Here is a 16,976-nt window from a genome sequence, read left to right on the forward strand (position 1 = left end):
ACACTGGAAACCGTCCGGATCCGTCGGCAGCAAGGCCTGGCGGTTCGTTCCGGGGGACGACGAAACGAGGGGCGGACGCGCGCCGAGCGACAGGCGCTGTCCGATCGATCGTCCCAGCTCGGATACTGCAAGTGGGAGAGACTCGATGAAACGATTGGCCATCGCCGCCAGCCTGTGCGCGGCGCTCGTGGGCGCGCCGTTCGCCGCCTCGGCGCAGGAAGCAACCACCCTGAAGGCGGCCTACTTCATTCCGGCCGGCGACTCGCTGTTCCGCAAGGCGTTCGAGGACTTCGTTGCCGCGGTGAACGCGAAGGGCGAGGGGCTGGTGAAGATCGACGGGATCGTCGGTCCCGAGGCGATCCCGTCCCGCCAGCTCGGCAGCGCGCTGCGCAGCGGCATCGTCGACATCATCGGCGTGCCGCCGAGCTACCTGTCCGGCCTCGTCCCCGGCATCGAGGGGCTGAGCCAGCCGTCCATCCCGCTCTCCGAGATGCGCGAGAACGGCACCTGGGACGCCCTCAAGACGGTTCTCGCCGAGCGCGCCAACGCCTATCCGCTCGCCCACTTCGGCGAGGTCTCGTTCAACATCTTCTCCAACAAGCCGATCCACTCGGTGGACGACCTGAAGGGCCTGCGCATCCGCACCACGGGCACCTACCGCGCCTTCGTCGACGCGGCCGGCGCCGTGCCTGTCGAGACGTCGCGCGGCGAGATCTACACCGCGCTCGAGCGCGGCGTGATCGACGCCTACATCAACATCCCCTCGGAGGTGAAGCCGAGCGGCTGGCAGGAGGTCACCAAGTACCGCATCGAGCCGGGCTTCTATGCCTCCAGCGTGCTGATCGCCATCAACCTGGACACCTGGAAGGGCCTCACCGACGACCAGCGGGCCTTCCTGGAGACGATCGGCGACTACACCGAGACCGAGATCGCCCAGACGCTGGTGGACGGCGACGCCGCCGCGGCCGATGCGCTGGAGAGCGAGGGGATGGAGGTGATCACCCTCGACGCGGCGGAAGGCGAGAAGCTGCGCACCCTCGCCTACGAGTCCTCGTGGGACAACATCGAGGCCCAGGCGCCGGAGTTCGGCAAAGAGCTCCGCGTGCTCGTCTACAAGTAAGGCCCCGCCGGACCGGAGGGATCGTCCTCCGGTCCGCACCCCGCCCTCTGGCCGCAGGGATCGTCAGATGCCGCGTGCGTACCACCGCCTTCTCGACGTGCTGGAATACATCCCCGGCATGCTGATCGGGCTGATCGCGATCGCGATTGGCATCGACGTGTTCCTGCGCAACCTCGGCTTCATCGGCCTGAAGGGCATGCTCGAGCTGATCGAGTATTCGCTGTTCGCGATGACGTTCATCGGCATCACGCCGGCGCTGCGCCGGGGCGCCCACGTCTCGGTCGACATGCTGCTGATGCGGACCCGCGGGCGGACGCGCCGGGTGCTGAGCGCGGCGGTCGGGATCATCTCGATCGCCATCTCGGCCACCGTGTGCTTCTCCGCCTGGACCGCGCTCGCCGACGCGTGGTCGTCCGGCAGCATGGTCTACAAGAACTTCGTCTTCCCCGAATGGGTCCTGTTCGCCGTCATCCTGGCGGGCATGCTGCTGTTCACCGTCGAGCTCGTGCGCCAGCTCGTCCGCCGGTCGGGCGACGGCGATGCCGCGCCCCACGAAACCATCACGGTCTGAGGCGCGCGATGAGCTGGGAAGCAGCCTTTCTCCTCCTCATGGCCGCCGTCATGGTGCCGATGTTCCTCGGGGTGCCGGTCGCGCTCGCCTTCTTCGGCGCCAACGTGATCGGCGCGATCATCTTCTTCGGCGGCGAGGCCGGCCTCGCCCAGCTGGTGCGCAACTCCTACGAGGGGCTGATCAACTTCTCGCTCTCGCCGATCCCGATGTTCGTGCTGATGGGCGAGATCATGTTCCAGACCGGCGTGGCGTTCCGCGCCATCGACGCCATCGACCGGCTGATCGTGCGCATTCCCGGCCGGCTGTCGCTGGTGGCGGTCTCGTGCGGCACCGTGTTCGCGGCGCTGTCGGGCTCCTCGATGGCGAACACCGCCCTCCTGGGCGGAACGCTGATCCCGGAAATGGGCCGCCGCGGCTACCACCCGGGCATGTCGCTGGGCCCGATCCTGGGGTCGGGCGGCCTCGCGATGCTCATTCCGCCCTCGTCGATGGCGGTGCTGCTCGGCAGCATGTCGGGCATCTCCATCACCGGCATTCTGCTCGGCGGCATCCTGCCGGCGCTGATCATCGCCACGCTCTACGTCGCCTACATCATCACCCGCTGCACGCTGAACCCGACGCTGGCGCCGGTCTACGACGCGCCGCCGATGACGGCCTGGGAGCGGGTCCGCCCGTTCCTGGTCTACGTGCTGCCGCTGATGTCGCTGTTCGTGATCGTGGTCGGCAGCATCCTGACCGGCTTCGCCACGCCGACGGAATCGGCGGCGCTGGGCGCGATCGGCGCGGTGATCGCGGCGGCCTGCTACCGCTGCCTGAGCTGGAAGGCGCTCAACAAGGCGCTGCTGCAGACCGGCAAGATCACCGTCACGATCTTCTTCATCATCGCGGCGTCGCTGACCTTCTCGCAGATCCTCGCCTTCTCGGGCGCGACCGGCGGCATGCTCTCGCTGCTGAACTCCTTCGAGCTCACCCCCCTCGTCGTCGTGCTGGGGATGCTGGTCGTAGTGCTGCTGCTCGGCTGCCTGATGGACCCGCTGTCGATCATCCTGATCACGTTGCCCTTCTTCATTCCGCTCGTCCGCGAGGTCGGCGTCGAGCCGATCTGGTTCGGCGTGCTCATGCTGGTGGCGCTGGAGGTGGGGCAGACCACGCCGCCGTTCGGGCTGCTGCTCTTCACCATGAAGAGCGTGGTGCCGAGCAGCACGACGATGCGGCAGATCTACCTGGCGGCCGCCCCCTTCACGCTCATGCAGATCATCGCGATCGCCCTCATCGTCGGCTTCCCGCAGCTCGGAACGTGGCTGCCGAGCCTGTCGCGATGAGCGGCTCCCAGACGCCCCTTCCGGCGACCCCGCCCCCGCCTTGCGCCCATCCTGACGCGGAGACCCCAATGCTCGTGCCGAACGAGATCGAACGGCCGGTTCCGGCCGAGACCCCCACCGGCTGGGGCAGCGACGCGATCGCCGCGCTGCTGCGCGCCCTCGGCTTCCGGTACGTGGCCTTCAACCCGGGCGCCAGCTTCCGCGGCCTGCACGACAGCCTGGTCAATTTCAACGGCAACCGCGACCCGCAGATGCTGCTGTGCCTGCACGAGGAGACCGCCGTCGCCATCGCCCAGGGCTACGCCAAGGTCACCGGCGAGCCGATGGTCACCATCCTGCATTCCAACGTCGGCCTGCTGCACGGCTCGATGGGGATCTTCAACGCCTGGGTCGACCGGGTGCCGATGGTGGTGCTGGGGGCGACCGGGCCGGTCGACGCCGCCAAGCGGCGCCCCTGGATCGACTGGATCCACACGGCCCAGGACCAGGGCGCGCTGGTGCGCCCGTTCGTGAAGTGGGACGACCAGCCGGCCTCCGTCCCGGCCACGCTGGAGGCGGTGCTCCGGGCGAACCTCCTGTCGCGCACGGCGCCGCAGGGACCCACCTACGTCTGCATGGACGCCTCGGTCCAGGAAGAGGCGCTGACGGCGCCGGTGGCCGCGCCGGACGTCGCCCGCTTCGTGCCGCCGCCGCCGGCCCGCGCGGCGCGCCAGGCCGTTGCCGACGCGGTGGCGCTTCTGCGCGCGGCGCGGACCCCGGTGATCCTGTGCGGCCGCGTCTCGCGGTCGACCCTGGGATGGCAGCGGCGCGTGGCGCTCGCCGAGGCGCTGGGCGCCCGGGTGATCACCGACCTGAAGACCGCCGCGAGCTTCCCGACCGACCACCCGCTGCACAGCGGCGCGCCGGGCTATTTCCTCGACGCGGAGGCGCTGTCGACGCTGAGGGCCGCCGACGTCGTGCTCAGCCTCGACTGGATCGACCTCGCCGGCACCCTGAAGACGGCGTTCGGCGCCGCCGGCAGCCCGCAGACGCGCATCGTCCAGGCCTCCATCGACCACCACGTCCACGGCGGCTGGAGCAAGGACCACCAGGCGCTGCCGCCGGTCGACTGCCACCTGACCTGCGATCCCGACACCGCCGTCGACGACCTCTCCGAGGCGCTCGGCCTGGGCGATCCGGACGCGCCGTTCGGCGACCTTCCGACCGCGCCCGGCGCCCCCGACATCGATCCCGACGAGCCCATCGACGTGCCGGGGCTCGCCGCCGCGCTCGGGCGGGGCCTGGAGGGCGAGACCGTCACCTTCGCCAAGCTGCCGCTCGGCTGGGACGGACCGCTCTGGCACTTCCACCATCCGCTCGACTATCTCGGCGGCGACGGCGGCGGCGGGCTGGGGTCCGGTCCGGGCATCGCCGTCGGGGCCGCGCTGGCGCTGAAGGGAACGGGGCGCCTGCCGGTGGCGGTGCTGGGCGACGGCGACTTCCTGATGGCGGCGTCGGCGCTCTGGACCGCCGTCCACTACGACCTGCCGCTGCTGGTCGTGGTCTGCAACAACGGGGCCTTCTACAACGACGAGGTCCACCAGGAACGGGTGGCCCGGGAACGCGGCCGGCCCGTGGAGAACAAGTGGATCGGCCAGCGCATCGCCGACCCCGACGTCGACGTCACCGGCCTCGCCCGCTCGTTCGGCGCGGAGGCGATCGGTCCGGTCGCGACCGGAACCGCGCTCACCGAGGCCGTCCGCAAGGCCGTGAAGACCGTTCGGGACGGCGGCGTGTGCGTCGTCGAGGCCCGCGTTCTCCCCGGCTACTCCAAAGCCATGGCCACCAGCCTGAACCGCAAGCCGTCCTGACCCGACGATCGCCCGCCGACGCACCGGAGCCGACCATGACCGCCGCCATCAGCACGCCGCACGCCCTGCTCGACGACCTCGCCCGCGCCGCGCGGATCCTCGAGATGGAGGGGCACGGCGACATGACCCTCGGCCACCTGTCGCTGCGCGACCCCGAGGGGCGGGGCCTCTGGCTGAAGCGCAACGCCGCCGGCCTCGGCGAGATCGCCGGGCCGGACGACTTCATCCTCCTCGACTTCGAGGGCAACCAGCTTGCCGGCGACGGCGGGCGCCACTCCGAGTGGGTCATCCACTCGGAGATCCTGCGGGCCCGCCCCGACGTGCAGGTCGCCGCCCACACCCACCCGTTCCACGCCTGCCTGTTCTCCGCCTCGATCGACCCGCTGCTGCCGTTCACGCTCGACGCCGACTATTTCACCGAGCTGCCGCGCCACGAGAGCACGTCGGCGCTGATCAACACCCCGGAGCTGGGCGCCGACCTGGCGGCCGCCCTCGGACCGACGGCGTTCGCGATCATGATGGCGAACCACGGCGTCACCTTCTGCGGCACCTCGATCCCCCACGCGACGATGATCGGCGTGTTCCTGGAACACGCCTGCCGGGCCCACGTGCTCGGGCTGTCGTCGGGCATGCGCTGCGCGTTCCCGACGGCGGAGGAACGCGCCCGCCGGCACGGCCAGATCATGCAGCCGACCCACATCTCGCACTCGTGGAATTACTACGTGCGCCAGCTCGGCGACGCCCCCGCCCGGCCGTCCGGATCGTAGGCGTGCGGCCGGAACCGGGCCTCAACCAGGGGCTGGGTTGGAAAATCGATGATCGACCCGTCGCTCCGACGGGCCGAACCCTGTAGCTGCGGCGGCCGGGACAGTGTCGACGACCCCGCCACTGGCAAAGCCAACTCTCCCCCTCGCATTCAGTTGAAGGCAATAAAAACGATATTTCTTGACCTTCTCGATTTTCTATTTCCTACTCGCAATTCGTGAGGTGGTGATGACGGCAGCCCAAAACCCCGATTACTCGGCCTGGACGCTTTGCTTCGCGAAGGGGCAGATGCACAGGGACTTCCTCGAAGGGGCCCCGGTTGCCAGCAATCAGGGGACGGTCCCGATCCCCATGATCTATTCGGTCATCGTGGCCGAAACCCCCGACGAACGGCGCGTCTTCCTGGTGGACACGGGCTTCTCCGGCGGCGAGTCCATGACCGGCCGCCGCTTCGATGATTTCGAGACCCCGGACCAGGTCCTCGCCAAGGTCGGCCTGACCCCCGCCGATATCGACGCGATCATCCTGACCCATCTCCACTTCGACCACGCCGGCAATCTCGCCGCCTTTCCCGAGGTGCCGATCTATCTCCAGGAGCGGGAATACCGCTGCTGGCGCGACGTGGTTGCCGCCTCCGACGGCGGCAGCAAGGCGCGCTGGCCGATGTCTTCGATGAATCCCGACGACTGGCCGTCGATCGAGCACGCCGTGCAGTCCGGCCGGGTCCGCTTTCTCGACGGCGACGCGGAAATCCATCCCGGCCTCGTCCTGCACCTGGAGGCCGACGCGCATTGCTTCGGCTGCCAGTGGATCGAGCTCCGGACCCCGGAAGGTCCCTACGTCATCGCCGGCGACAACGTCGTCACCTACGCCAATCTCGAGCGCATGTGGCCGCCCGGCTATCACCAAGGCAACGCGTGGAATCTCGTCGATTGCTACCGCCGCATCCTGAAGCTGGTCGGCGACGACGCCTTCCACCGGATCTCTCCGGGCCACGACATGCGCCTGTTCGAGCAGGTTCCGAGCTTCGTTGCGGGCGCCAACCCCGTCGCGGAACTGCGCGCAGGGGCGGGCCGATCACGGCTGACCGGGGTGGATCAGCAAACCACAAGGGGATCACGATGACCAAGAGACACCGGCTTCCGGCAGCCATCCTGTCGACCGTCCTGCTCGCGCCGCTGGCGGCGGGCGGCGCGCTCGCCCAGTCCGGCGATCCGATCAAGATCGGCGACATCAACAGCTACTCGACGATGGCCGCGTTCGCCGAGCCCTACCGCAACGGTCTGACGATGGCGGTGGACGAGATCAACAGCGCCGGCGGCGTGCTGGACCGGCCCCTGGAACTGATCACCCGCGACGACGGCGGCAAGCCGGAGAACGCGCTGCGCGCCGCCAACGAGCTGGCGCTGAACGAGAAGGTGGCCGTCATCACCGGCACCTTCGCCTCCAATATCGGCCTCGCCGTCGCCGAGTACGCCAAGCAGGCCGGGATCCCGTTCGTCGCCTCCGAGGCGCTGAGCGATGCGCTGACCTGGGAGCACGGCAACAACTTCACGTTCCGGGTCCGCTCCAGCACCTACATGCAGGCGGCCATGCTGGCGAACGTCGCCGCCACGCTTCCCGCCACACGCTGGGCGGTCATCGCCCCGAACTACGAGTTCGGGCATTCCGTCGCCGACAGCTTCATGGCCCTCCTCAAGGAGAAGAAGCCCGAGGTCGAGTTCGTCGTCGAGCAGTACCCGACCTTCGGAAAGATCGATGCCGGCGCCGTGGCCCAGGTGATCGCGCGCGAGAACCCGGACGCGATCTTCAACGCCACGTTCGGCCCCGACCTGGTGCGGCTGGTCCGCGAAGGCAACGACCGCCTGCTGTTCGAGGACAAGACGGTCGTCAGCGTGTTGACCGGACAGCCGGAGTTTCTGGATCCGCTGGGCGCCGAGGCACCCGAAGGCTGGATCGTCACCGGATACCCCTGGGACAAGATCGAGCTCGCCGAACACAAGCGCTTCGTGGAGGCCTACCAGAAGGCGTACGGCACCTATCCGCGCGCCGGCTCGCTGAGCGGCTACGTGACCGCCAACGTCGTCGCCGCCGCGATCCAGAAGGCCGGGTCGACGGAGCCGAAGGCGATCATCGAGGCGCTCGGCGACCTTAAGGTCGACACGCCGCTCGGCCCGATCACCATGCGCGCCTCCGACCATCAGTCGACCCTCGGCATGTTCGTCGGCACCATCGCGCTGGAGGACGGCAAGGGGACGATGACCGACTTCGAGTACGTATCCGGCGAGACGGTCCTGCCGAGCGACGAGGACGCCCGGGCGCTTCGCCCGAAGGACTGACGGCACAGCCGGGCCGTCGCGACGCGGCGGCCCACCCTTCCCTCCTTCGGTTTCGGAGCACATGGGCTTCTGGTTCGCTCAGATCATGGCCGGGCTGGCGACCGCCTCGATCCTGTTCCTGGTGTCGGTGGGGCTGTCGCTGGTCTTCGGCGTCACCAAGATCGTGAACTTCGCCCACGGCGCGCTGCTCATGATCGGCGCCTATGTCGGGTACTGGCTGGCGGTGAACTTCGGCAGCAGCCCCGTCGGCTTCTGGCTCTGCATCGTGGGGGCCGCCCTGTTCTGCGGGCTTCTCGGGGCGCTCCTGGAGCTGACGCTGCTGCGCCGGCTCTACGGCGCGCCGGAGCTGTTCCAGCTGCTGGCGACGTTCGCCGTGGCCCTCATCGCCGAAGACGCGCTGCTGCTGGTGTTCGGCTCCGAGGACCTGCTCGGTCCGCGAGCGCCCGGCATCCCCGCCGCGGTGCGCCTGTTCGGCCAGCCCATCCCGGTCTACGACCTGATCCTGATCGCCATCGCCCCGCTGGTGCTCGCCGGGCTCTGGCTGCTCACCCGCCGGACCCACTGGGGCATCCTCGTGCGCGCCGCGAGCCAGGACCGGGAAATGGTCGGCGCCCTCGGCGTCAACCAGGTGTGGCTGTTCACCAGCGTCTTCTTCCTCGGCAGCGCGCTCGCGGGACTGGCCGGAGCGCTGCAGATCCCGCGTGAAGCCGTCAACCTCGGCATGGGTAACTCGGCGATCGCCGAGGCCTTCGCGGTGGTCGTGATCGGCGGAATGGGATCGATCCCCGGAGCTTTCGTCGCCGCGTTGATCATCGGCCTGCTGCACGCGGCCGGAACCGTCCTGTTTCCCTCGCTCACGCTGGTGCTGACCTTCCTCGTCATGGCGGTCACGCTGGTGATCCGCCCCTGGGGCCTGTTCGGCCGGCCGGAGTCGCTCAACAAGCCCCACGAATTCTCCATGGAGCCGCCGCTGCGGCGGGCGGGAGGCCTCGCGACCCTGGCCGGCGTGGCCCTCGCCCTGGCGCTCGCCGCGCTGCCGCTCGTCGTGGGCAGCTACCAGATCACCATCGCGGTGCAGCTCGTCATCATGATGATCTTCGCCGCCAGCCTCTACTTCATCCTCGGGCCGGGCGGGATGATCTCGTTCGGCCACGCCTGCTATTTCGGCCTCGGCGCCTATGCCGCGGCGCTTGTCACCCGCGACCTGGGCTGGCCCTTCCTGGCGGCCATGCCGGCGGCGGTCTGCGCCGGCGCCGCCGGCGCGGTCGTGTTCGGATGGCTGTCGGTCCGCCTCAGCGGCGTCTACTTCGCGATGCTGACCCTGGCCTTCGCCCAGATGGCGTGGTCGGTGGCGTTCCAGTGGTACGACGTGACCGGCGGCGACAACGGCATCATCGGCGTCTGGGCGAGCGGCATCTTCCAGGACCGGACCATCTTCTACGAGGCCGTCGTCGTCGGCGGCATACTCGCCGTCCTCATCATGCGCCACCTGCTCCACGCCCCGCTCGGCTACGCCTTGCGTGCCGCCCGCGATTCCGGCCTCAGGGCGGAGGCGCTGGGGATCGAGATCCGCCGGACGCGCTGGCTCGGGTTCGTCATCGCGGGCGCGGCGGCCGGGCTCGCCGGAGGCTTCTTCGCCTTCGCCAACGGCAGCGTCTTCCCCGACTACATCCATGTGACGCGGTCGATCGACGCCCTCGTCATGGTGCTCCTCGGAGGGGTGCAGACTATCTTCGGGCCGCTGATCGGCGCCGCCACCATGCAGGGGCTGGAAGGCGAGGTCATGCGCCATACCGACCTCTGGCGCGCGGTCCTCGGCGCCCTCATCCTCGCCCTGGTGCTGCTGCTGCCCCAGGGGCTGTCCGGCATCGCGCGCCGCCTGGTGCGCGGCAGCGAGACGCCCTGATGCTGAAGGTCCGCAACCTCGTCGTGCGCTACGGCGCCAGAACCGTCGTCCACGGTGTCGATCTCGACGTCGCGAGCGGCGAGATGGTCGCGCTCATCGGGCCGAACGGCGCCGGAAAGACGACCTGCTTCAACGCCATCAACGGCCAGGTTCCCGCCCACTCCGGCACCGCCGAGCTTGCCGGCGAGACGCTGCTCGGGCTGTCGCCGGTCAGGATCTGGGCCCGCGGTGTCGGGCGGTCCTTCCAGGTGACCGCCACCTTTGCGTCCATGACCGTCCGTGAGAACGTCCAGGTGGGCCTTCTCTCCCACCACGGGCGGCGCTACGCGATCGGCCGCGCCACGCGCGAGCGCCACGTGGACGAGGCCGACCGGCTTCTGGAAGCCGTCGGCATGGCGGACCAGGCCGAGCGCGCCGCCGGCGTCCTGGCCTATGGCGACCTCAAGCGCCTGGAGCTCGCACTGGCGCTGACCAACGAGCCGCGCCTGCTGCTGATGGACGAGCCGACCGCCGGCATGTCGCCGAGCGAGCGCGACGCGCTGATGCGGCTGGCGCAGTCGCTGACCCGGGAGCGTTCGATCGCCGTCCTCGTCACCGACCACGACGTCGATACGATCTTCCGCTACGCCGACCGGGTCGAGGTGCTGCACCGTGGCCGGATCATCGCGTCCGGCGATCCCGCGCAGGTGCGGGCCGACCCGCAGGTGCGGGAGGTCTATCTCGGCGGATCCGACAGCGCCGCCCCGCCGGTGGAGACCGCCCGATGAGCATCCTCACCCTGGAGCGCCTCAACGCCTACTACGGCAAGGCGCACATCCTCTCCGACGTCTCCCTGTCGATCGCCAAGGGTTCGATCGGCGTGATCCTGGGCCGCAACGGAGCCGGAAAGACCACGACACTGCGCTCCGTCATGGGGCTGATGGCGCAGAAGAGCGGGCGCATCGTCTTCGACGGTCACGACATTTCCCGCCTCCGTCCCTTCGAGATCTGCCGACGAGGGCTGGGCTTCGTGCCCGAGGACCGGCGCATCTTCACCGACCTGACGGTCGAGGAGAACCTGAAGGTCGGCGCGCCGAGGGGGCGCATGACGGCGGGCTGGTCTCCCGAGCGCATCTACACGGTCTTTCCGAACCTCGCGGAGATGCGCAACCGGCGCGCCAACCAGATGAGCGGCGGCGAACAGCAGATGCTGACGCTCGCCCGCACCCTGATGGGCGCGCCGAAGATGATGCTCGTGGACGAGCCCTCCGAAGGCCTGGCCCCCGTTATCGTCCAGCAGATGGCCGGCATGCTGAAGTCGCTGCGCGACGAGGGGGTTACCATCCTGCTGTCGGAGCAGAACATGTTCTTCGCGGCGGAGGTCGCCACCCACGCCTTCATCATCGAGAAGGGCGAGATCCGGTTCGACGGACCGATCAGGGCGGTGCTCGACGACGAGGCGCTGCGCGCCGCCTATCTCGCAGTCTAGGCGCGCTCGCGCGCCGGCGCGGCGATGCCGGCCTCCCACTCCAGGAAGCGCAGGATCTCGCGGCCCAGCACCTCCTCGCCGGTGTCGAAATGCGCCACGATCGAGAAGTGGTTGTGCTCGGGAAGCTGCACGACGCGCGGCGCCACTCCCGTCGCCGCCCCGACGCGGGAGGCAAACTCCAGCCCGTAGAGATCGAGGTAGCGGTTCTCGCAGCCGCCGAATGCCACCAGCATCGGCCAGCGGGCGTTTCTGGCGAGCGTCGTCGGCGAATGCGCGGCGAGGAACTCCGGATCGTCGCCGAAGTAGGCGGCAACGTTCTCCCGCATCGGGTTCTCCGGATCCATGTCCGCCTTCAGCCGCGCACTGACCAGGACGGCCGCCTTCACGCCGGCGGCGACGTCGATGCCGACGTCCGGATCGAGAAGATACGACGCGACATGGGTCCCCCCGGCGGAATGGCCCATCACCACGATCCGGTCCGGGTCTCCGCCGTACTCCGCGATATTCTCCGCGATCCAGCGGACCGCAAGGCCGGTATCGAATGCACCGCCCGGAAACCCGGCTGCCGGCGCGAGGCGATACTCGACATTGACGCCGACGAAGCCCTGGCGCGCGAACCAGGCGAGCACGTTGTCGTAGATCACGCCGTCGGCGCTCTTGTTGCCGAGCACGAACGCGCCGCCGTGGACATAGACGAGCACCGGCGCGCCGCGGACGCCTTCCGGGGCGAAGACATCGAGGATCTGGCGGTCGTCATCGCCATAGGACAGGTCGCGGTGGATCCGCATGCCATCCTTCGGACGGGCGGCGGCGAGCGGCGCATAGATGCGCATCACCTTCGCCCGGCGGGCGTCGACGCCGGAGTTCCAACCGCTGCGGATGTCATGCAGCGTCGCGCGGTCTTCGTCCGTGAGGTTTTCGAAGAGGCCGCCCTGCCCCGCCTGGCTCGTTTCGCTCATTGATCCTCCTTTACCGAGCCGCTTCGCCCGCATCGAACACGCCGGCGTCATGGACGATGTCTCCCCCGAGCAAGGTGGCCTCCACCGCGACGTCGGGGATGGCGTCTTCGGGAATGGTCATGATGTCGTCGGAGAGGATGGCGAGATCGGCATACTTGCCCGGCTCGATGGAGCCGATCACGTTCTCCCAGAAGGCGCAGTAGGCGGCGTTGTAGGTGTAGAGGCGCAGCGCCTCCTGCCGCGTGATCTTCTGCCGCGGAAGCCCGAACGTGCCGCCGGCGATGCCGTCCTGGCGCGCCAGCATCTGCCAGATCGCGAACAGCGGATCGGAGGGTCGCCCGTCCGTGGACTGCGCGATCATCACGCCCGCATCGATCCAGTCGCGATAGGGCACGGCGTCGTCGGAAAGCTCCTGCCCGAGCGACCGACGGTAGATGTCTCCGTAGTTCCACAGGAAGTTCGCCGTGCTGGTCGCCACCAGGCCGAGGCGCCGGCACACGGCCATGTTCTCCGACGACGGAAACTGGCAGTGCTCGATCGCCCATCGCTTTCCAGCAAGCGGTACCTGCCGGTCGACGGCCTCGAACGCCGCCAGCACCTTGTCGATCGCAAGCCCGCCGGAGCACTGGACCTGGACCCGGAGACCGGCCTTGGCCGCATCCAGGGCGATCTGCTCGAAGGTCGCCTCGTCGACGTGCTGCACGCCGTGCCACGGCACCCCGCGCGCGCCGACATAGGGCTCGCGCATCAGCGAGGCGCCGATCGCCGTCGCGCTGTCGAAGGAAAAGCCGAGCCCCCCGAGCTTGAGGAGGTCGTCGCCGAACCCGTTGCCACCGGCATAGAGCGACGTTTCCGCGATCAGGGCCCGACCGCCGGCCTGATCGCGGTAGAGCGGGACCGGAAACGAGACCACGAAATAGGTGCGGATGGTGAGTTCGCCGCGATGGTAGAGGTCCAGATAGGCGCGCTGCTGCGGCTTCGGGATGCCGTGGCCTTCGTAGATCGCCGTCACGCCGCGCCGATTGAAGGCGCGCATGCCGGTGCGGACGGCGGCCACCATATCGTCGTGGGTGAGCGGCGGGATCATCGGGAACAGGGCGCAGTTCGGGCGCATCGTCCCGTACTGGTCCGGCAGCCGCTTCGGAAAATTGTCGTCCTCGATGACCCCGGTCGGCTGGCCGTCGGCATCGACGAGGATCCGCACGCCGTCGGGCACCTCGGTGTCCGCCGTGATCCCGGCAATCTTCAGCGCGAGCGAGTTGACGATCGCCACGCCGGGAGCCGTCAGCGCCTCCGGTTCGATATAGACCGGATTGTCCGGAGCGGCGCTATCGAGGTCGTACCGATCGGGCCAGCGCCCTTCGGCGAGCGCCGCGGGATAGGCGAAGACATCCGGTTCGCTGGCGACCGGATTGCAGACGATCCACTCGCCCGGCTGCCGCGCCGCCGCCTCGCCGCGCACCACCGCAAGCACGTCCTCGATCGACCTCGGGAGGCCGAACGATGGCTTGGACAGCCGCAGCCCGACCGCGTCCAGGTGCGGGTGGGCGTCGACGAACCCCGGCACGACCGTGCGGCCGGCGAGGTCGATCATCCGCGCGCCCGGGGACGCCTGCGCCCGAACCTCCTCGTTCGTCCCGACGGCGACGATCCGGCCGGCAGAAACAGCGACGGCCTGCTGGACGCTGTCGGTCGCGTCGACGGTGTGCACGACGCCGTTGAGAAGAACGAGATCGGTCACTCGAGCACCGGCTTGTCTGTGACCGGGCTCGCGGCCGCGGCCGGCCGTCGCGCTTCCGCGACCATCAGGAGCACGGCAACCGCGAGGGTCGCGATATTGAAGGCGATCCCGAACGGCAGCGCATCGCTCGGCACCAGGAGGCAGGCGCCCACCAGGACCGCGGCAACGCGCTTCGCCGGCGACAGCGCGACACGGAAATAGCCCATCATCGCGGCCGAGACATAGGCGACGCCGAGCGCCGCCGTCGCCGAGCTGACGACGATGTGGAGGAGATCGCCCTGCATCAGCAGCGACGGGGAGTAGATGAACACGAAGGGCACGATGTAGGCGACCCATCCGAAGCGCATGGCCGTCCAGCCGGTGCGCATCGGCGAGGCGTCGGCGATGTTCGCCGCGGCGAACGCCGCGAAGGCGACCGGCGGCGTCACGAACGACATGATGCCGAAATAGAGCACGAAGAAGTGCGCCGCGATCGGCATCGCGCCGAGGTCGATCAGCGACGGCACCACCAGCGTCGACAGCAGGATGTAGAGGCTCGTCGTCGGCATGCTCATGCCGAGCAGGATGCAGATGAAGCCGGTGACCAAAAGCAGCAGGAACAGGCTGGCGCCGCCGATCTGGGTCAGGACCAGGCCGATCGAGAAGGCGAGGCCCGTCACGTTGATGATGCCGATGATCATGCCGGCGACCCCGCAGATCACCAGGATCTGCACGGAGGTCATCCCCGTGGCGACGAGCGCCTGCCAGATGGACCCGAAGCCGATGCGGTTGCCGCCATAGCCGCGAAACAGCCCGAACACGAAGATGGTCGCGGCGGCGGCCAGGGCAGCCGTCTCCGGGTTCAGGTTGTAGCGGAACATCAGCACGAGCAGGACGGCGAACGGAACGCAGAAGAACCAGCCTTCCTTGAGAACCGCGCGGGCCTTCGGCATCAACGCATCGGGCGGCGGCGCGATCTTCTCCCTCGCGGCCTCGAAGTCGATCAGGAGGAAGACGGCGAAGAAGTACAGGATCGCCGGAATGAGCGCCGCGAGGATGACCTCGCCGTAGCCGATGCCGAGGAAGTCGGCCATCAGGAACGCGGCGGCGCCCATCACCGGCGGCATCAGCTGGCCGCCATTCGACGCGACCGCCTCGATGGCGGCGGCGACGTGCGGCTTGAAGCCCGTCCGCTTCATCATCGGGATGGTGATGATGCCGGTGGACGTCACATTCGCGACGACGCTGCCCGAGATCGACCCGAAGAAACCGGAAGCGAGCACCGCGATCTTCGCCGCGCCGCCGCGCTGCCGGCCGGTGAGCGACTTCGCCAGGTCGGTGAAGAACTCACCGCCCCCGGTGACGAACAGCAGCTGTCCCATCAGCATGAAGGCGATGACGATCGTGCCGACCACGGCGAGCGGCGTTCCGAACAGCGCGGAACTGTCGAGCCCGAGGATCGGAGCGAGCCGGAACACCGGGACGCTGCGGCCCTGGAGGACGCCTGGAGCCAGGTGGCCGAGGAGCGCGTAGGCGAAGAACACCGCGAACACGATCACCAGGGGCCAGCCCGAGGCCCGGCGGACGCCCTCGAGCGCCAGCAGGCCGGCAAGGCCTCCGACGATGAAGGTCTCGACCGGATTGTAATAGATGTCCTGGGCAAGGCGCGGATAGTCGTAGGCGATGTAGGCGCATACGGCGAGCGAGAGCACCGCGAGCGCAATCCCCGACCAGCCCGGACGGGCGACCTTGTGGCCGCCCCAGCTGCGGGTCAGGAAGACGACGAACAGGCCGAGGCCCAGCATCGCGGCGAGCGGCTGCTCGGTATAGACCGCGTAGCCCATCCGCCAGAAGAAGCCGACCGCCCAGAGAACGGCGATCACCGTTATGGCGGCTGCCGCGATCGACACGGGCCACGAGGGGGGCGGAAGCGCCCCGCCCTCGCTTTCCGCTTCGGCCAAGGTATCCGTCATCTGCCGCGCGCCTCAGCCTGCGGACCTCAGTTCGGCCACAGGCCCACCTCCTTGTAGTATTTGATGGCACCGGGGTGGTATTCGACGGGGCTGTCGGCGATCGCGAACTTCGGATCCCATCCGTTGACCGAGGCTGCCAGGGACTCGGTGTTCTCGTGCAGCGCCTTGACGACATCGTAGACCAATTCGTCGTCGATCTCGGTGCTGGTGAACAGAACGAAATCGTAGGCGAGCGACGGCACGACCTCGTCGCTGTCGCGGACCTTCACCGCCGTGACGTATGCACCGGGCAGGACTTCCTGCAGCCGCGCGACCGCTTCCGGACTTTCGTCCAGCGGGAAGTAGCGCAGACCGCCCACCTTCGCCGAAAGCTCCTGCAGCACCGCGCCATTCAGCGCTCCCAGCGCGAAATCCAGCTCGCCCTGGCCGAACAGCTCCCACATGCTGCGAAGGCCGGTCACCGGAACCGGCCGGACCATGTCGTAGGACAGTCCCTTGTTGGCGAAGAAGCCCTCGAACAGATACTCGCCGAGGCGCTGCGCGTTCCATCCGCTCGGCGCGCGCGCCCCCTCCAGCTGGTCCGGCGCCTCGATGCCCGACGGTTCCGGAACGAAGAAGGTGATCGGCGCGGAGAACAGCGTGGCGGCGAGCCGCAGGTTCGGATTGGGCCGCCCCTCGAACATGCCGCTGCCCTTCTGCGAATAGGTGGTCTCGATGATGTTCGAGACGCCGAACTCCAGATCCCCGACATTGACCCGCGGCGCATACTGGCCGGTGCCGGCCAGCGGCTGGGTACGCATCTGGTAGTCGGTGCCTTCCGAGACCGCCTTGGCGATCGCGGTGGCGTACTGGACGGTCACGCCGGCCTGGGCCGAACCGACGCCGATCGCGCCCTGCGCCGCGGCCGGACCCGCCGCGACGATCGCCGCACCGAGAAGGCCACCGACGACACCACACACTCTGGACGGAAAACGAGTCCGCAT

The 16,976-nt window shown here is 68.9% G+C and carries 14 protein-coding genes; 10 read left to right on the forward strand and 4 right to left on the reverse strand.

Translation table 11 applies throughout. From position 1 onward, the window contains the following. The first annotated feature begins 145 nt into the window (after positions 1 to 145). The 10 genes from dctP to AB7M35_RS09585 all read left to right on the forward strand — a co-directional run bounded on the left by dctP (position 146) and on the right by AB7M35_RS09585 (position 11,341). Positions 146 to 1,120 (forward strand): TRAP transporter substrate-binding protein DctP, encoded by a 975-nt coding sequence (gene dctP, locus AB7M35_RS09540; RefSeq protein WP_453959179.1) that lies wholly within the window; start codon positions 146 to 148, stop codon positions 1,118 to 1,120. Positions 1,121 to 1,187: 67 nt separating this feature from the next. Continuing rightward, positions 1,188 to 1,691, forward strand: a complete 504-nt coding sequence (locus tag AB7M35_RS09545; RefSeq protein WP_453959180.1) for a TRAP transporter small permease — start codon at positions 1,188 to 1,190, stop codon at positions 1,689 to 1,691. A gap of 8 nt (positions 1,692 to 1,699) precedes the next feature. Next, the gene (locus AB7M35_RS09550) at positions 1,700 to 3,013 is read left to right on the forward strand and encodes a TRAP transporter large permease (protein ID WP_453959182.1); all 1,314 of its coding nucleotides are present in this window, start codon (positions 1,700 to 1,702) and stop codon (positions 3,011 to 3,013) included. A gap of 68 nt (positions 3,014 to 3,081) precedes the next feature. Further along, positions 3,082 to 4,863: a thiamine pyrophosphate-binding protein gene (locus AB7M35_RS09555; RefSeq protein WP_453959184.1), complete on the forward strand. Its 1,782-nt coding sequence runs from the start codon at positions 3,082 to 3,084 to the stop codon at positions 4,861 to 4,863. A 35-nt stretch (positions 4,864 to 4,898) separates the two neighbouring features. After that, positions 4,899 to 5,630, forward strand: a complete 732-nt coding sequence (locus AB7M35_RS09560; protein ID WP_453959186.1) for a class II aldolase/adducin family protein — start codon at positions 4,899 to 4,901, stop codon at positions 5,628 to 5,630. A gap of 226 nt (positions 5,631 to 5,856) precedes the next feature. Continuing rightward, positions 5,857 to 6,753, forward strand: a complete 897-nt coding sequence (locus AB7M35_RS09565; RefSeq protein ID WP_453959188.1) for an N-acyl homoserine lactonase family protein — start codon at positions 5,857 to 5,859, stop codon at positions 6,751 to 6,753. Beyond that, the gene (locus tag AB7M35_RS09570; protein ID WP_453959191.1) at positions 6,750 to 7,967 is read left to right on the forward strand and encodes an ABC transporter substrate-binding protein; all 1,218 of its coding nucleotides are present in this window, start codon (positions 6,750 to 6,752) and stop codon (positions 7,965 to 7,967) included. The genes AB7M35_RS09565 and AB7M35_RS09570 overlap by 4 nt, the downstream gene beginning before the upstream one ends. A gap of 61 nt (positions 7,968 to 8,028) precedes the next feature. Then, on the forward strand, positions 8,029 to 9,873 hold the full coding sequence (locus AB7M35_RS09575) for an ABC transporter permease (RefSeq protein WP_453959192.1): 1,845 nt from the start codon (positions 8,029 to 8,031) through the stop codon (positions 9,871 to 9,873). Then, the gene (locus tag AB7M35_RS09580; protein WP_453959194.1) at positions 9,873 to 10,640 is read left to right on the forward strand and encodes an ABC transporter ATP-binding protein; all 768 of its coding nucleotides are present in this window, start codon (positions 9,873 to 9,875) and stop codon (positions 10,638 to 10,640) included. The genes AB7M35_RS09575 and AB7M35_RS09580 overlap by 1 nt, the downstream gene beginning before the upstream one ends. Further along, positions 10,637 to 11,341, forward strand: coding sequence for an ABC transporter ATP-binding protein (locus tag AB7M35_RS09585; RefSeq protein WP_453959196.1), 705 nt, complete (start codon positions 10,637 to 10,639; stop codon positions 11,339 to 11,341). The genes AB7M35_RS09580 and AB7M35_RS09585 overlap by 4 nt, the downstream gene beginning before the upstream one ends. On the opposite strand, the gene AB7M35_RS09590 is transcribed toward AB7M35_RS09585, so the two are convergent. The 4 genes from AB7M35_RS09590 to AB7M35_RS09605 are packed head-to-tail and all read right to left on the reverse strand — an operon-like array spanning position 11,338 to position 16,976. Then, entirely contained in the window at positions 11,338 to 12,300 is a 963-nt protein-coding gene (locus AB7M35_RS09590; protein ID WP_453959198.1) for an alpha/beta hydrolase, read from the reverse strand. The two genes, AB7M35_RS09585 and AB7M35_RS09590, sit on opposite strands and share 4 nt — an antisense overlap. A 10-nt stretch (positions 12,301 to 12,310) precedes the next feature. Further along, positions 12,311 to 14,041: an amidohydrolase gene (locus tag AB7M35_RS09595; protein ID WP_453959200.1), complete on the reverse strand. Its 1,731-nt coding sequence runs from the start codon at positions 14,039 to 14,041 to the stop codon at positions 12,311 to 12,313. After that, positions 14,038 to 15,993 carry a TRAP transporter permease gene (locus AB7M35_RS09600; protein WP_453959203.1) on the reverse strand — a complete coding sequence of 652 codons (1,956 nt, stop codon included), beginning with the start codon at positions 15,991 to 15,993 and terminating at the stop codon, positions 14,038 to 14,040. The genes AB7M35_RS09595 and AB7M35_RS09600 overlap by 4 nt, the downstream gene beginning before the upstream one ends. Before the next feature lie 26 nt (positions 15,994 to 16,019). Continuing rightward, positions 16,020 to 16,976 carry a TAXI family TRAP transporter solute-binding subunit gene (locus AB7M35_RS09605; RefSeq protein WP_453959206.1) on the reverse strand — a complete coding sequence of 319 codons (957 nt, stop codon included), beginning with the start codon at positions 16,974 to 16,976 and terminating at the stop codon, positions 16,020 to 16,022.

It is taken from the genome of Amorphus suaedae, assembly GCF_053629675.1.

Bases quoted from the DNA above. Each gene is read 5' to 3' on its own strand.
- AB7M35_RS09575 (WP_453959192.1), top strand. From the start codon at position 8,029: ATGGGCTTCTGGTTCGCTCAGATCATGGCCGGGCTGGCGACCGCCTCG.
- AB7M35_RS09585 (WP_453959196.1), top strand. From the start codon at position 10,637: ATGAGCATCCTCACCCTGGAGCGCCTCAACGCCTACTACGGCAAGGCG.
- AB7M35_RS09590 (WP_453959198.1), bottom strand. From the start codon at position 12,300: ATGAGCGAAACGAGCCAGGCGGGGCAGGGCGGCCTCTTCGAAAACCTC.
- AB7M35_RS09545 (WP_453959180.1), top strand. From the start codon at position 1,188: ATGCCGCGTGCGTACCACCGCCTTCTCGACGTGCTGGAATACATCCCC.
- AB7M35_RS09565 (WP_453959188.1), top strand. From the start codon at position 5,857: ATGACGGCAGCCCAAAACCCCGATTACTCGGCCTGGACGCTTTGCTTC.
- AB7M35_RS09555 (WP_453959184.1), top strand. From the start codon at position 3,082: ATGCTCGTGCCGAACGAGATCGAACGGCCGGTTCCGGCCGAGACCCCC.
- dctP (WP_453959179.1), top strand. From the start codon at position 146: ATGAAACGATTGGCCATCGCCGCCAGCCTGTGCGCGGCGCTCGTGGGC.
- AB7M35_RS09605 (WP_453959206.1), bottom strand. From the start codon at position 16,976: ATGCGGACTCGTTTTCCGTCCAGAGTGTGTGGTGTCGTCGGTGGCCTT.
- AB7M35_RS09570 (WP_453959191.1), top strand. From the start codon at position 6,750: ATGACCAAGAGACACCGGCTTCCGGCAGCCATCCTGTCGACCGTCCTG.
- AB7M35_RS09550 (WP_453959182.1), top strand. From the start codon at position 1,700: ATGAGCTGGGAAGCAGCCTTTCTCCTCCTCATGGCCGCCGTCATGGTG.
- AB7M35_RS09600 (WP_453959203.1), bottom strand. From the start codon at position 15,993: ATGACGGATACCTTGGCCGAAGCGGAAAGCGAGGGCGGGGCGCTTCCG.
- AB7M35_RS09580 (WP_453959194.1), top strand. From the start codon at position 9,873: ATGCTGAAGGTCCGCAACCTCGTCGTGCGCTACGGCGCCAGAACCGTC.
- AB7M35_RS09560 (WP_453959186.1), top strand. From the start codon at position 4,899: ATGACCGCCGCCATCAGCACGCCGCACGCCCTGCTCGACGACCTCGCC.